Source organism: Bradyrhizobium sp. CCBAU 51627 (genome assembly GCF_028128765.1).
Classification (GTDB): domain Bacteria; phylum Pseudomonadota; class Alphaproteobacteria; order Rhizobiales; family Xanthobacteraceae; genus Bradyrhizobium.
Map to the genome: position 1 here is coordinate 781647 of NZ_LBJG01000024.1, position 14928 is coordinate 796574.

General features: G+C 61.3%; 7 protein-coding genes. 5 read left to right on the forward strand and 2 right to left on the reverse strand.

Features of this window, described 5'->3' with window-relative positions:
• Window positions 1-75: 75 nt before the first annotated feature.
• A complete protein-coding gene (locus XH88_RS18545) occupies window positions 76-3468 on the reverse strand; it encodes a UvrD-helicase domain-containing protein (protein ID WP_271669692.1) in 3393 nt (1130 codons plus the stop codon).
• A complete protein-coding gene (locus XH88_RS18550; protein ID WP_271669693.1) occupies window positions 3465-6119 on the reverse strand; it encodes a PD-(D/E)XK nuclease family protein in 2655 nt (884 codons plus the stop codon). Before XH88_RS18550 ends, XH88_RS18545 begins: the two co-directional genes overlap by 4 nt.
• 317 nt (window positions 6120-6436) lie before the next feature.
• On the opposite strand from XH88_RS18550, the gene XH88_RS18555 reads away from it, so the two are divergent.
• From XH88_RS18555 to XH88_RS18575, 5 genes are all read left to right on the forward strand, one after another.
• A complete protein-coding gene (locus XH88_RS18555) occupies window positions 6437-7399 on the forward strand; it encodes a WYL domain-containing protein (protein ID WP_271669694.1) in 963 nt (320 codons plus the stop codon).
• Between the two features lie 254 nt (window positions 7400-7653).
• Window positions 7654-9639: an anti-phage ZorAB system protein ZorA gene (zorA, locus tag XH88_RS18560; protein WP_271669695.1), complete on the forward strand. Its 1986-nt coding sequence runs from the start codon at window positions 7654-7656 to the stop codon at window positions 9637-9639.
• A 6-nt stretch (window positions 9640-9645) separates the two neighbouring features.
• The gene (locus XH88_RS18565; protein ID WP_271669696.1) at window positions 9646-10545 is read left to right on the forward strand and encodes an OmpA/MotB family protein; all 900 of its coding nucleotides are present in this window, start codon (window positions 9646-9648) and stop codon (window positions 10543-10545) included.
• Complete coding sequence (locus tag XH88_RS18570; RefSeq protein WP_271669697.1) at window positions 10542-11933, forward strand: EH signature domain-containing protein; 1392 nt, start codon at window positions 10542-10544, stop codon at window positions 11931-11933. Before XH88_RS18565 ends, XH88_RS18570 begins: the two co-directional genes overlap by 4 nt.
• Window position 11934: 1 nt before the next feature.
• Window positions 11935-14928, forward strand: a complete 2994-nt coding sequence (locus XH88_RS18575; protein WP_271669698.1) for a DEAD/DEAH box helicase — start codon at window positions 11935-11937, stop codon at window positions 14926-14928.

Consider the following 14928-nt stretch of genomic DNA (forward strand, 5'->3'; position numbering starts at 1 on the left):
TCAAACCTTTTCGGGCAAAGCCTTTGTGCGCGAAGAATAGCCGAGGGCTCGCCCAACAACATTGGGTCACCTCGCTCAAGCTGCCATCATACGGGGCGAGGGCATGACGGTGATGATCGCGCCGCTGGTCATCATCACGATCAGACCACGCTCGGCGCCGGTTACGTCAAGATAGGCGCGAACCTGCGAGCGGTAGTGCTCGATCGACTGAACATCAGGGTTCACGTCGCTTTTCCAATCGACGATCACGGCGGGGCGACCGTTGCTGACCGTCAGGGCATCCGCGATGCCTGCTGTTGCCACAAGGTCGGTGTCGTCGCCCCGAATGGCATAGACCGGAAACTCGGCAAGCAGCGCGGGCCGGAGAACGGCGATCTGTGGAAGCGCAAGCGTTCGCGCGACACAGCCCGCCAGTTCTTCTGGAGCAAGTCCGGCGGCCGAATCGCCCGCAGGAATCTTGCCGAGGGCCCGGATAAGCTCCTCAGCCCGTATGGCGAGCGCCGGCAGACTCTCATCGGTCTCGCCGGTCAGGATTTCTTCCATCATCTTATGCAGGATGAGGCCACGTTCACGGCCTCCTTGCGCGGGAGTGGGGGCCTCAAGCTCAGTCGGAGGACCATCGTCCGAGCTGGTCCAGATGTCGGCTTCTTCCTGCTGCGATACCGTGCCGACCGCATCCTCGTCGCGGCTCGGTGCGAGCCAGATCAATCGCACTTGCCGCTCGGCGATCGCCTTCGCCTCGGCGGCGAAGCTCTCGCGCGTCTGATCGTTACCGGCGCTGGCCACCGCGACGACGGGTTCGAGCGGCAGGTGTGAGGCATCGAAGGCGGGGAGCGCGTCAAGTGACAGATCGACTAGGCCGATCCACGCAGACTTGGAGGGCGTGACGTCGAGCCGGGGCAGAACCAGCAACTCCCTGGCGCGCGTTGCCGCGACATACCAGAGGCGGACGCGTTCGCGATCCAGTTCAGCCTTCTCGCTCTGGCGCGCGACCTCGTAACCCGAGGGCGCGACGCCGAGGACTGGGCAATAGAAAGTGTCGGTCTGGCGATCGATCACGGCGCTGTCGGGCGCCATCACTCCGGTCATGGTATTGATGGGAATGACCACCGGCCATTCGAGGCCCTTGGCGGCGTGCATGGTGAAAAGCGCAACGGCTTCTTCCTGCGCGTCGGGTCGACCTTCGACCGCGCGGGCCTCATCGGTCCAGGCCGCCGTCATCGTCTCGGAGAAGGCTCGCAGGCCACGCACGGCGTAGCTGGTCGAGAGACTGAGATAGAGGTCGACATTGGCGAGCGCGCGCTCGGCCTGACCGCGATGACGGTCGAGCAGAATGGGTCGCAGCCGCAGGACATCCACAGCTTGCGAGAGCAGCTCGTGCGGCGTCGTGCTGTTGCTGCGTCGATAGAGTGCCTGCAGCTTTTCGACCACATCGCGCGCTAACGGATGAGCGATCGTCGCCGGATCGATCCCAAGGTCGAGGCGGGGAATGCGGTCAGGTTCGTCCTCAGACCGCGGAAGCGCCCAGACAATATCCAACAATTCCTCCTCGCTGAGCCCGACCAGCGGGCCGCGCAACAGCGCGCCAAGCGCCAAGGTGTCGCGGCGATCGGCCAGCACGCGCGTTAGCGCAATGAGGTCCTGCACCTCCTGCCGGCGGAACAGACCCTTGCCGGCCTGGGTTGCCACCGGAATGCCGCGCCGTTCGAGGGCTTCCTCATAGCGCCACAGATCCGCGCCGGTCGGCGCAAGAAGGGCGATGTCGCCCGGCTGACAAGGGCGTTCCGCGCCGGCTTTGCGATCCAGAACCGGATGGCTGCCGATCAATCGGGCACACAGATCCGCCACGGCATCGGCTTCGGCGTCGCGCTGCCGCTCGGCGCTGGCCTTGCCGTCCTCGTCGGCGACGGCGATGTCGAGTGCGGCGACGCATACGCCATCGCCTCGATCGTCATGGAAGGGGTCGAGCGCAGTGAAGCCGGGCTGACCATCCGCTGACAGGATCGCCTCGAAGCACTCGTTGACGAACGTGAGGATCGAGGCGCAGGAGCGGAAATTGGTCGAGATTGACACGACGCCGTCCGCGCCGCGATCCGCGAAGGCGGTACGCGCCTGGACATAGGCTCCGACGTCCGCGCCGCGAAAGCGATAAATCGCCTGCTTGGGATCGCCCACGAGGAAAAGCGCGCCAGGCCGGATCCTGAAGCCGGTCCAATCCTGCGGATTATCTCCGGGGTCACCGCACAGGCGCCAGAAGATTTCCGACTGGAGCGGATCGGTATCCTGAAACTCGTCGACGAGGACCTTTGCGTACCGCTTCCCGAGCGCGAGCCGCACCGACTCATGGTCGCGCAGCAGATCGCGGGCGGCATAGATAAGATCGTCGAAATCGAGCTGGGCGCTGGCGCGCTTGTGCTCGTGATAACGCTGAAGGATCGGTTGGGCTTCGCCGATCAGCGCGGCGAGAACGTGACCGGAGGCTGCCTGAAGAAGGGCGTCCCAGGCCGAACAGCAAGTCTCGAAGAATGCTTGGGCAGCATCGTTCAGCCGGTCGCCGTCCGCCTTGGAAAGACCCGCCTGCTTGGCCGCGGCCACCCATTTACCCTTCTTGCGATAGGAGGAAAAGGCGCCGGCCTTGGTGCAGAGGTCAGGATGCGGTCGCGAGATCAGCAGCCCGACCAGGCCTGCGGGCGTGCCGACTTCCGCTAGGGTCGGGAGAGCCGCCGCCATTTCGGAAAAGCGCTCCGCGTAGACCTCCGTCTCCGGCTCGCTGACACCGTTAGACCGCATGAAGGCGGAGAGATCGTCTGCCGCCTGCCGGAAGGCCTGCAGATGATCGGCCAGCGACATCACCGCAGGCGCCGTGAGGCTCCTGCGCCGGCGCAGCGCTTCGGCGATCTTGTGCATCAGCGCCACGGTCTCGCCGGGACTGTGCAGCACCATCTCGGCCAGGATGCCGCCATGGTCGCCGGACAGGCGCTCGCGCAGCCAGTTATCGACAATTTCGATGAAGGCGAGATCGGCCTGATTCCGATCCATGACGGCGGCACCGGGATCGATATCTGCCTCAGCCGGATAGGGTTTGATGAGGCGCTGGCAGAAACCGTGGATGGTCGAACATGTGATCTCGTCGATCGCGGCGGTCGCCGCGATCAGATTGTCCCGCTGTGCCTGCGACAGGCCGTCGGGCAGCCCGACAGCGAGCTCGGGTGCGATGTGGCCAGCGGCGAGATCGGCGACGAAATCCCGGACGCGCGCGAGGAGTTCGCTTGCCGCCAGTTCCGTGAAAGTGACCGCGGCGATGGCCCGCGGTGCAACGCCCTGCGCCAGCATGACGGCGATGCGGCCGGCCATGACCGCGGTCTTGCCAGATCCCGCGCCGGCCTCGACGAGGATGGATCGGTCATGACGGCTGATCGCGTCACGTCGGGCGCCGACATCCTTGAGGGTCTTCACGCTGCTCATCATTCAGCCTCCCAGACCTGAGCGAAATCACCAAGCCGTTCGGTCGCGGCGGATCGCTTGCGTTTGCAGTAAGTGGCGCCAGCATTGGCCGGCAGGGCGAAGGCGAGATCGTCATAGTCGCCGCCCGTATCCGGACCGGGCAATGCCGCGCCGCTCGCAAGCGCCGTGCGTGCGGCCAGGAGATGGCCCGTGATATCCGCAAGCGCGGCTTCCGGATCATCAAGTTGAAGATCGAGCGGTTCGCGCGGATAGAGCAACGACGCGCTGATCGCGACATGGTCGCCCAAGAGCGCCTTGACCGCGAAGGCATAAAGACAGCGCTGGAGTTCGCGTCCGCCGTTCAGACGAATCTCGCCCTTCGGTGGTCTGCCGGTCTTGTAATCGCGCACGAGCGCGCGGCTTCCATCACCTGCGATGTCGAGCCGGTCGATATAGCCTGCGATCCGAAAGCCAGTATTTGGGATCGTGACGGGCAAACTTGCATCCCACGGAAGCTCCGCCGTCGATTTGGGGTCGGACCCTCCGAAAGGCACTTCGCCATAGGAGCGGCTGCCCGGCAGATGTTCGTCACCATAGGCGAGCGCCCGACCAGCCAGACTGCGTGCATCGCCGAGCGTCCGGCCCCAGATGACATCAGGCGGAATGGGGCGTTCACTTTCCCACTCGGCCGCCACTGCGGCCGAAGCCTCGGCCACGGCGGCTTCGATGGCAGACGAATCGGCTGCTGCTAGACCTCCGGCCGCTTCGAGATTTCGCAGAGCGCGATCCAACACCAGATGGATGAGGTCGCCCGCCGCGAGCGCATCGAGCACGAGGGGCTCGGCGCTGCTTTGCGGGGCCTTCCATCCGAAGGCATAACGCCAGACAAAGCCGAGCGGGCTGCGCAGCAACGTCTTGAGCGAACTGGCCGACTGGGTTCGCGCAAGGATCGCGACAATGAGCGGATGGTCAGACCGCACGAGGCCGTCATGGGGCGTGACTTCAGCCAGACGCCAATCACTCCAGCAGGCGCGCGCGCCGATCGCCTGGGGATCGGCGGCGAATTCGCGAGGCCGGGCCATGAGCCGGTCGGTTTCGCCGAAGGCGTGCGGCGGCACTGCGTTGCGGCGTAAGTAGGTTTCGTCGCCATAGGGGGCGAGCAAGGGGCTGCGGCCGAGCAACCGGCCGTCGCTGTCGCGTCGGGCACGTGAAAGAACCACCTGGTCAGAGGTAGTCGCGAGGATCGTCTCGAAGTCACGACGGTCGGCGAGGCCGACGGGGAGCGGGTCGAGCTCGGCCGCCGAAATGATGTGATCCGGGATAAGCCGATCTTCAGCGATGCCACGCGGCCAGCGCGAGGAGTTCAGCCCGATCAGCCTGACAAAACGGCGAGGCGATGCAGCAAGGGCACTGGCCGGCATCCAGGCGACTGACACGCAGGCTTCCAGCCCGTCATCCTGTTTCAGCGATTCAAGCGTGACATCGATCGAAGCGGCAGGGCCGGCAAGCAGCGCCTTGTGCCAGATCGACAAGGCCCGGCCCTTGAGGAAGGCCTCGCCGATCTCTTGCGCGGCGTCCGGCCCCTTTGCAAGCAGATCGACCGCAGTACGCAGCGTCGGGGCATGGTCCATACCATCGGGCCAGTCGTCCAGCTTGAGGCGCGTCAGCAGGCGGGTCCAGGCTGTCAATGTGGACAGGGGCGCATCGCTGGGCAGAAGCCGCACCCAGCCTTCGGGAAGCGATGCCAAGTGCGCGGAGTCGCGGCACAAGGCGGCAAGGCGGCGCAGCCGCGACTGCGAGAGCCCTCGGACAACGATGTCCGCCAGCGCTGCCGCCGCCTGTCCGTCCCGCGTCGTTGTGGTCCGCACGCCGTGAACGAAGTGCAGATCGATATTGGCATCGGCTCGCAGCGCCAGGAAATGGTCGTCGTAGTCCGCCGGCGAGGCCGTGGCGATGGCGATATCGGAGGGGGAGACGCCTGACGCGAGCAACGCGCGTGTCCAGCGCATGGCCTCGATGGCCTCGTGATAGGCTGTCGCGGCACTCACCGACCCTACCGTCGGCGCTTCGGCCTCGCCTTGCATAATAACGACGCCGCAATCGTCCAGCCATGACGGGACAGAGCGGGGGCCCGCCCTCCACCGCACCGGAATGCGCGCGGCGAGCGCCTTTAGCAGGGGACGCCAGCACGGAGACAATTCGGTCAGGCCGACGATCTCGATCGCGCCGAGAACGGCCGGCGCGTGGGCGATACGGCTGTTGGCTGCGGCGACGATATCGACCGGCCGCATCATCCCGTCCGGAAGCTGGGCAAGAACGGCTGCCTCCAGGCGGGCGATCGCGTCGAGGCGGGGATGATCTGCCGTCCGAGCGGCCAGATCGATGCCGGCGCGCCAAGCATTGTGCAGCGTGTCTGCGGCCGCGCGGATCATGCCCGGCAGCATCTTGATGCTCTCCAGTTCACCCATCGGCGTGGCTGGGAGAACCTTCTGAATCGCCGCACGCAAGCTTTCGTCGTCGATTGGTTTGGCGAAGCCGCCGGCGAGCCGGGCCGCCGCTTGCTCAAACGTCATGATCTGGACGCCGTGATGACGCTCTCGGGCGGCGGACAGACGGTTTTCGCGCGTGGCCAAGCGGCCATGCACGACCAGTGTTGAACGACACGCGACGGACATGGCCCTTTGCCCGTGACTACTTCATGTTCGGACGCTGGGTGAGGGCCGAGCCCGCCGCGGTCTTCGCCGCCTTACTGCTCTTGGGGTCCCGGAGAACCTTAGAGGCGGCGCTTGCTGCCTTCTTGCTTGTGACCTCTTGATTAGATCCGCGCTTTGCCATTGTATTTCCTCATGTTTTAGGTCCGTCAGCTGACGAATCTTGATAATTAGAATATTTTATATACTGATCTAATTTAGATGTCCATATATTTTTTATCCCTATCGACTTTCGGCGTCCATATACTTCTTATGCATATCGGCACCGGGAGGGCTGATTGATGAAAGAAGGCGCTGCGGCACTAAATTGGGGGGTAGAGCGCCGGCTCGAATTCATCGAGTTTCGGCTGTTCTGGGAGGGCGGGGTAAATCGCTCGGACATCATCGAAACGTTCGATGTGTCAGTCCCGCAGGCATCGAAAGATCTGACGCTCTATCAGGAGCGTGCCCCTCAGAACGCGATCTACGACAAGAGCGCCAAGCGTTATGTGGCGAGCGGGCATTTCTCGCCGATTTTCCTCAAGCCTGATCCCGACACTTATCTCTCGCGCATGCGAGCGATCGCCGAGGGGATCACGGAACCTGAAGATTCGTGGATCGCCAAACCGCCCGAGATGGATATCGCTCTAACTCCGCGGCGATCTGTCGATCCAATCGTACTGCGGACGATCATTGGTGGGATTCGCGAGAACCGGTCCATCGAGATCCACTATCAATCGATGAATCGAGAGCGAGCCGATCCGATGTGGCGGCGGATGACGCCGCATGCATTTGGCTATGACGGCTTTCGCTGGCACGCTCGCGCCTATTGCCATCTCGACCATAAGTTCAAGGACTTCTTGCTGCCGCGCATTCTCAAGGCGGGTGACATGGGTGCGCCGGGGCTGGGCGGCGAGCACGATGCTTTGTGGCAGGAAACGTTCGACATAGAGATCGGCCCCCATCCGCGTCTGACACCGAGCCAGCGCTCTGTGGTGGCGAAGGACTATGGGATGATCAACGAGCGCGTCGTTCTCACGGTACGCTACGCCATGCTGTTTTACGTCCTAAAGCGTCTCGGCCTTCTCGGCGACGCAAGTCAGTTGGATCCCCGCAGCCAACATATCGTCGCGCTAAATGGGGCGGAGACTTCGCGCGCGCTAAAGCGGGCCGAGATCGAGTTTGATGAAATCGACAGGGTGCCAAAGATCGCGGGAGCGCCTGATGCTCCGTCGCCCAACAAGACGGATGGTCGCCCGAAGTGATTGATCATGTTCATTCTTTTTGCTTCGGTCTTGACGGCAAGCGCAGGTTGCAATGATATCGGTCTATCGAGTGCCCGGGCAGTATCGGCGCGTCGAGGTTGAGGCGGTTCCGCCAAAGGACGCTTCAGAGTTCTTTGCTTTTTTGCATTTGAGGTTCCCGGCTCTTTGCCAAGGCCGGCGAGGGTTGAACGGAAGTTCAGTTTGTCTATCGAAAATGGAAATGTAGTTTTCGCGATCATCATTGGGGGCAGGGGTTGAGTTTTCTAGGTTCATCGTTGTTTTGGCGTAGCTGGTTCCGCATTGCGCTCTTTTGGGGCACCTTCGCTGCTGCTCTGACGATGTCGACCCGAGTTGCGCCTTTCTCGGCGTGGAACCACGTTCTGGAGGTATTCCGCGAAGTCGCCGATGGCGACATTGAACACGTCGCGGAGCGGAGCTTCGCGTTCGCGCTGTCTTCGGGAATAGCTCAAATCGCCATCGCGTTGGCCGTGGCCTTCTTCGTCTCTCACGTACTCCTGCTGCGCGCCACTCTGAGCGGTGCCAGAGGCTTTCTCGGACGTCCCGGTGATTTCGCGGGCTTCGCGCAGACGTTCGACAAGATATCCGGCCGGCTGGAGCGCAACGCCGTGGTGGGCCATGGATGGCGCCAATTCGCAGCGACGATTATCCGCGAAGACAACGTCGTACGATATACCGTACGTCCTCAGACCTACATCAACCTGGCCGATGCTCGCGGTGAGCTTTTCGGACTCAAGATGATGGGCTCGATTCCGGGATACTTCGTCGGGCTCGGATTATTGCTGACGTTCATCGGACTCGTCCTGGCGTTGAATCTCGCCGCGGGCAGCACGGCCGCAGGCTCGGCAGAGGCGATGACGGCTTCTCTGAACGAGCTGCTTGCCGCGGCCACGTTCAAGTTCTCGACTTCGATCGCGGGCTTGGGTGCATCGTTAGGTCTGGCCCTGGCGTTCCGGACTTATCAGATCTGGATCGAAGGTGCCTTCGAAGGGCTCGCCCGCTCTATCGAGCAACGAATGCTCTATTCTCCACCTCAGCGCATCGCAGAGGAATCCCGTCAGATACTCGCCGCGCAACGGGATCAGTTGAAGGAGATAAACAGCGAGCGCTTCTTCGCTCGTCTGGGAGAAACCGTAGCCCCGGCGCTAGGAAACGCGATAACTCAAGCAGTAGGTCCGCTCTCCGATCGTCTCGAACGTACGACGGAAGAACTCGCGCGAACTTCTCGAACGGGCGCGGACGCCTTGGTCCAGAACTTCGTCGACCGACTCGACCAAGGCGCCAGCCGGGAGATGCAAGAGATCGTCGGCGCGCTCAAGAGCCTCCGTGACTCGCTGGACAGAACTCAAAACAATTTGTCGGGCTCAGGAGAGGACTTCTCAAACAAGCTGACGCAAGCAGCGGAAGCGATCGGCAGCGTGCTTGCACAGGCCGGTCAGAACCTCAGCGGTTCCGCGGCCGATGTCGCAAAGTCGGTCCAGACCGGCCTGGCTCAGGTTATTGGAAGCCTCGAAACGCAATCGCAGGGCTTCGGAAATACGCTTACGGACCTGCAGAAACGGCTTGCCGAGCAGTTCGAAGAAAGCACTCGGCGATCTGTAACGGCGGGACAGGACGCAGCCGCGGCCGTACACGCGGGAACAGAGGAAGTCGTTAGAGTGCTGCGGGCCGACATCGCCGCTCTTTCCGAAACCTTGCGATCAGTGTCGTTGGCGCTTTCCGGACAAACCACACAAATCGAAACCATCAGCGATCGTTCGAGAGACACGGCTGATGCCTTTACGCGGGTGGCGAGCGAAGTACGGTCGGCAAGCCAGCCGCTCTTGACGAGTTCGGCTCGAGTCGCCGATTCGACCGAGCGGATGAGCGCGTCCATGGCGGAATCCGTGCAGGCACTTTCAACCTCCCAAAATTCTGCCGACAAGCTTGCAGAGAAGCTGTCGGAGCATCTCGATCAGATTGCGCGGGTTTGGGACCAGTACGAAGCGCGATTCAAGTCGGTCGATGAAGATCTGGGAAATGCCGCAGACCGCTTCCACGAGGAAGTATCAAGGCATCAGGAAGCGATGCGCGACTTCGTCAAGCAGATCGACGATCACACCGGAGCAATTTTGGGCAAGATCAACGCCGCGGTGGGCAATTTGTCGGAAAGCGTCGAGACGCTCAATGAGACGCTCGATGGTTTTGTGCACGCAATGACGCCCCGTGAAGCTGCCGAGTAAGGCGACATGACCTATCACGAGGCAACAGGCGAATTCGTGTCCGAAAGGTCATCCGACACGCACGGGGATGACGAGAACTACTTCATATCGATGACGGATATGATGGTCGGGATGCTGTTCATCTTCATCATCATGCTGATGAGTTTCGCCCTCCTGTTTCGTCAACAGACCGACGTCCAAGTGGCGAAGACGAAGGTGCAGGCGACGAAGATCGAGGTGGCGGAATCGGTAGGACGAGAGCTCGACGAAACGGAGTCGCGTATCCGGAAGCGGCTTGACGAAATCCGCGAAGCGAGTGCGCTGCGCTTGCGTCTTCTTACCGAAGTCCGGGATCAATTGAGCAGAGAAGGTCTTACCGTCGAGATATCGCCGTCTGGCGACGTCCTCCGCCTGACGGAGGCTGCGGTCCAATTCCCAGTCAATAATTTCGCCCTTCTCGGAGACGCCAAGAAAAACGTCGGAAAGATCGCCAGGGTGTTGGCTCGAGTTCTGCCTGGCTATTCGATTTGTCCGCGCTCGCGCGCGAGGTCAGCGTGCCGGTCCTCGGATCAAGCCTCGGTCGAAACCGTCTTCATCGAGGGGCACACGGACGAAACGGGGAATGACGATCAAAATTGGTCATTGTCGGCTCAGCGTGCTGCCAGCACCTATCGCGAGCTCACCGCGATCGCCCCAGAACTTCGCAAGTTAATCAATCGGCGCGACGAAGAGATTCTATCGATTTCGGGCTATTCGTCGACCCGTCCGATCGATCCTTCCGGTACAGCAGCTGCCTGGGGAAAGAATCGAAGAATAGACCTGCGGTTCGTCATGGATACCGATCCGAGCTCCGGGTTGGAGGAGGTGCGAACTCTGCTTCAGAAGATGAGGATCGCCATCCAGGAGCTGAAAGGGCGGTCCGAATGAGCCTTCGTGCCGCTTTGACGACGAGGAAAAGGTCTCTCCCGCTGCTGACCGAACCGACCGCAGTGTCGCGGCTTCTCGCTGAGCTGTCGTCGATGCCGACGGGTGAATCCGCGAAGCCGGACGTCGATCTGAACACGGTGGCTGAGAGGTTCATGCACCAACTCTCCCGAGGCAGAGAGCCGACGGTCGGAGACTGGAACAAGATCATGTGGTGCATTTGGAGCACGGAGCCGGCCATAGCCGAGCATGACGAGGCGCTGGACAGCGTCCTTGCTCGAGTCGCGGAGATGCGGCGCAAGCGTCCCTATCGCCAGCTCGCCTCCGTCTACCTGTCCGAGTTCGCGCCGGATCGCCCGCGGCTAGACCGTATATCGTACGTTCTCAGCAGCTTCGCGCCTGTCGCGGGAGAACCTTGGACGGGTCTCAATGCCCGATATGACGTATTCAACGGACCCGCGCCGATCGTCCAGATGGCGCGCGTCGCGCTCGGTAGGCAGATGAGCGTGCAGACGTTTCTGCAGGCGGTAGGGCTCTCGAATTCGTTTGCCGGGAGCGGCTTCGCAGGATTCATGCACGGTGCCGGGCTAACCGTATTGCGCGGTACTCCCATCACGGCGGCATCGGAGCGGCTCGATACCATCCGGCGGTGGTGCCTTGGACCGGATGAGAAGCTCCTCTTCCCGGTCTGGGGAAAGGAAATGGCACGCGCGCTGACTTTGCCATTCGGCAATATGATTCCGGCTCAGGCCGACCGTGACCTGATTTCCGGTTTCCTCACCGCGCGCTTCGGCGATCCTCGCATCAATAGGGCGTCCTGGATCGGCTTGGATGATGTCTCGGATATTTTGAAGCGGTGGTTGACCGAGCAGTCGTTGCGACAGTTCTTCGACGTCGTCGACAGGATCGCGCCCGACGGTGCCTGGAAGTACAGGCGCAAATTCTGGCTGGCATTTCACAACCACGGCCTCATCAGGAACGCGTGGGTGGTCTTCGGCGATGACGGCGCGTTGGAAGCGCGAAGGGCATTCGGACGCGAAGCACTTTTCGGGGTGTTCGATAGGAGCGGTCGGAAAAGCATCCAACAGGGACATGCCGTGCTCCTGCTGGACTTCGGACAATGCATCGTCGCGGATTGGAGCTACAATGGATTTTGCAATATCTGGTCCAACAGCAACGCCACCAAGACGCCGAGCTTGAATCTTTCGTCATATAGCTCTGACGACGTCAGACGCCCTTTGCCGGCCGATCGCACCGAGCAGAATCTGAGACAACATGACATCTTCGGCCATGGTGGTTCGGAGAACTACGTCTGGCAAAATCGCGTGGCTCGCAGATTACAAGAGCTGACGGGCGTCCGCATCCAAGAAACCGAATATACGATACGTTGAGATGACGGCGATCTTCAAAACGATATTCGAGACGGACCGGGTCCGGGTTCGAGCGTTCGAAAAGCGTAGCTTCGGTCGGGTGAACGACATTCCACGCTCGAGTTGGTCCGTGGCCGGCTTGGACCAGGAAGCCCTTCTGGAATTGGAGGCTCTGGTCGACAACGGCGCGGCCAGATCGACGGACCTGGAAGTCTGGATATCTCCTACGGACGCGGCGTCGTTCACGGACCGAATTTCTGTCGCACTCGGATTTCCGCCGCCCGCCGCGCTCGGACTATCGATAGCTTTGGATGGAAGAATCGAAGACGCCCGCGGCTTGCTGAAACCGCGTTGGACCGACAAGTGGGGGAGCGAGGTCCGGCCGAAGAGGGCGGGCTTGCTGTTGCAGTGGGGGGAGCAGGTTGGCCGTCTCACTTCCACCTTGTTTTCTCTGATCGGAGCGGTGGACGGCTACAATGAGACCGTCGGACGCGATCTCGAGCAGAGGGTGTCTGCCTGGCTGCCGGTGCAAGACACGCTAAGGAGGATCACGGGAGACGAAGTACAGCGCGACGGCTTCCTTGAGACATTTACGCTTTATCAGGCCGGTGCCTTCGCTCTCGATGTCCGCGAGACCTCAAATGGAGTGGATTTCACTCCTGTGCTGATGAGCCGGAATCTGGCTTTCGCTCTACAAGACGACGAGCCTAATGACGCCGCCGACATTGATCCCGCCTTGGATCAATGCCATGAGGCAGTGGGGTGGAATGAGGCTTTGCTATCCGCAGAAGATCAGCGCTCGTTCGTCGAGCAAGCGATCGATGGAATGGGTTCGGCGAGGGATGCCTATCAGGTCGGTCGAAATCGCTTCGTCCTCGTCGATCCGGCGCTGAAGCTTGCGCTGAACGTCCTGAAGAAAAAGCGAAAGGGATCTGAACAGGAGCGTCGCGAATTCGTTCGCAACCCCCGCGCCGCCATCGCTCACGCATTGGAAAGTGTCGACGAAAAGGTCGTGCCTGGACAATTGTTCGTCGAGACCAAGCACTATTCGGACCGCGTGGAAGGGCTCGGGCTTTGGGAGCGCCCTCAACTTCCCTGGTTGACGCGGCGCCCCAATGCATGGCTGCCCGAAGCAGGATGGATCGTAGACGGGCCGGTCGAGGAACTCGCGCCACTGAGCGTGGAGGAATTGGAGCAGGTCGAGAGGGATATTCAATCCGCCGAGATTCGCGGCGATGCGCACGTCGTCATTCGCGGCTGTCCCATTCCAATCGACTTTGCCCCGGAAGTTCTCGCGGATGAGCGTCGCCGATCGGCGGCGGGGCCGCACGACGACGACTCAACGTCGACAGGGGAGCCCGCGGAAGACTCCGGTGGGGACCACAAACAGCGACTGGTCCTCCTGATCAAGAAGACAAACTTCGACGGCGTCGAGTATGAACTCGAACGGAGGCAACGGACGGCGCTGATTGACGTCGATGCGCCGCCGGCGGTGCGGATGGGGTCGACACCTCTCAAACCTCATCAATCCGAGGGCTTTCAGTGGCTGGTCCAGGCTTGGAAAGCCGGCTGGCCGGGTGTCCTCCTGGCCGATGACATGGGTTTGGGCAAGACATACCAGGCGCTCGCGTTTCTCGCCTGGCTCAAGGCCAACGCAGCAGCATCGCGTTCTAGGGTCCAGACGCATGGTCCGTGCCTCATCGTGGCGCCAACGGCTCTGCTCAGAAATTGGGAGAAGGAGAGCCTCGACCGACTTTCCGACCTCGGCTTGGGACAGCGGATCGATGCCTATGGCAGCGCGCTCAAGCAGCTCAAGTTGCCGCGCTCAGCAGAGGGGAGGGATCAAGACACGCTTGACGTCGTTCGGTTGCGTGAAGCCGACTGGATACTGACGACCTATGAGACCCTGACAGATCACGAAAGATCGTTCGCGCGGATCGCCTATCCGGTCGTGCTTTTCGACGAGATGCAGAAGATCAAGTCGCCGGATACCCTCAACACGAAGGCGGCAAAAGTGCTGAATGCCGATTTCGTCATCGGCCTGACCGGTACGCCGATCGAAAATCGAATGGAAGATCTCTGGTGTTTGTTCGATCGACTGATCCCGGGATTCCTGGGTGACCTGAAAAGCTTCTCAAAAGCATTTCAGAAGGAGAATCGGGAGAGGCTGAGCGAATTGAAACGGTCGCTTGATTCTCCCCAGCAAGCGGTGCCCCCGGTTATGAAGCGTCGGATGAAAGCCGATATCTTGGAAGGGCTTCCAGCGAAGCAGGAGAAAAAGTATCCGACCGCGATGCCTGCGGCACAAGCTCAGGCATATCGAGAGTTGATCCAGGAGGCCCGCGGCAGCCGAGAGCGCTCCCCGGGTTTCATGCTCAAGGTGTTGCACGGAATGCGAGGCATTTCCCTGCACCCGGACGATCCCGCTTCGATCGATGTGACAAACAAGGCTCGGTTCGACATGTTCGTGCGCGGATCCGCTCGCCTGTCGACGACGGTCAGACTGCTGGAGCAGATCGCCAGCCGAAAAGAGAAGGCCCTTCTTTTCATAGAAAACCTGGCCATGCAGGAAGTTCTTGCGCGGGGACTGGCTATTTCCTTGGGTCTGGACAGAAGGCCCCCGATCATCAATGGCACCACGCCAGGTGAGCGTCGCTTGGCGATAGTCGAAAGCTTCGAGAAGTCGGCAAACGGGTTCGGAGTACTAATTCTCTCTCCAAAAGCGGCTGGCGTGGGTCTGAACATCGTTGCGGCAAACCACGTCATACACCTCAGCAGGTGGTGGAATCCCGCCGTCGAAGATCAGTGCAACGATCGTGTTTATCGGATCGGGCAAACGAAACCAGTCAACATCCACATCCCGATGGCTACTCACCCGGATTTGCCCAACGAGTCGTTCGACGAGGTCCTGGACAAATTGCTTGAGGCCAAGCGCAGATTGTCGCGCGACATGCTGACGCCGCCGACAAGCGACAGCGATATTGAGAGCTTGTTCGGCGAGACGGTCAGGAATTGA